Below are 1,140 nucleotides of genomic sequence, written 5' to 3' on the forward strand. Positions count from 1 at the left end.
CAGTAGTAGTACAGGGCGATCACGACGTTGACCGCCATCACCACGGCCAGCCAGCCCAGGCCCGCGTCTACGGCGGACTGGAAGACGGTGACCTTGGCGAAGAGCCCGATGATGCCCGGCGGCAGTCCGGCCAGGCAGAGCAGGAAGAAGGCCAGCGAGAGGGCGGCGAGCGGGCGCCGCGCGTACAGGCCCCGGTAGTCGGCGAGGCGCTGGAGCGGCTTCGTACGGGCGACCAGCGCGGCCACGGCGAAGGCGCCGAGGTTCACGGCGGCGTACATCAGCGCGTAGGCGACGGTGGAGCCGATCTGGTCGCGGTCGGAGTACGCGGCGGCCGCGATCGGGACCAGCAGGTAGCCGGCCTGGCCGACCGAGGACCAGGCGAGCAGCCGGACGGCGCCGTTCACGCGGTCCGCGGACTGGCGCAGGGCGGCAGCGTTGCCGAGCGTCATGGTGAGCGCGGCGAGGACGGCGAGGGCCGGGCCCCAGATATCGGAGTACGCCGGGAAGGCGATCACCGTGACGAGGATGAGGCCGGTGAAGCCGACGGCCTTGCCGACCACGGACAGGTAGCCGGCGATGGGCAGGGGCGCGCCGACGTAGGTGTCCGGGACCCAGAAGTGGAAGGGGACGGCCGCGGTCTTGAAGGCGAAGCCGACGAGGGTGAGCGCGACGCCCGCCATGGCGAGGGTGTCGAGCTGTCCGGGGACGTGTTCGAGGCGGTCGGCGACCTGGGTGAGGTGCAGGGAGCCGGTGGCGGCGTAGACGAAGCTGACGCCCATCAGCGACACGGCGGTGGCGGTGACGGAGGACAGGAAGAACTTCAGGGCGGCTTCGGAGGAGAGCCGGTCGCCGCGGCGCATGCCGACGAGGGCGAAGGCGGGCAGCGAGGCGACTTCGAGGGCGACGATCAGGGTGGCGAGGTCGCGCGAGGCGGGCAGCAGGGCCGCGCCGGCCGCCGAGGAGAGCAGCAGGAACCAGTACTCGCCGGCCGGCATCCGCGCGTCGCGGACGGCGGTCACCGACAGCAGGGCGGTGACGAGCGCGCCGGCCAGCACCAGGAACTGGATGACCAGCGTGAAGTGGTCGGCGGTGTAACTGCAGGCGTCGGGGTCGCCGGTCAGGCAGAAGGTGGTGCGGTCC

1 protein-coding gene is annotated in these 1,140 nt (G+C 72.2%); it reads right to left on the minus strand.

Annotated features, from left to right (window positions below; genetic code table 11):
- The coding region (locus ACFVUS_RS44020) for an NADH-quinone oxidoreductase subunit N (protein ID WP_387781552.1) at positions 1–1,140 on the minus strand (1,140 nt) is incomplete at both ends.

The organism is Nocardia sp. NPDC058058, from assembly GCF_042885355.1.
GTDB lineage: Bacteria > Actinomycetota > Actinomycetes > Mycobacteriales > Mycobacteriaceae > Nocardia.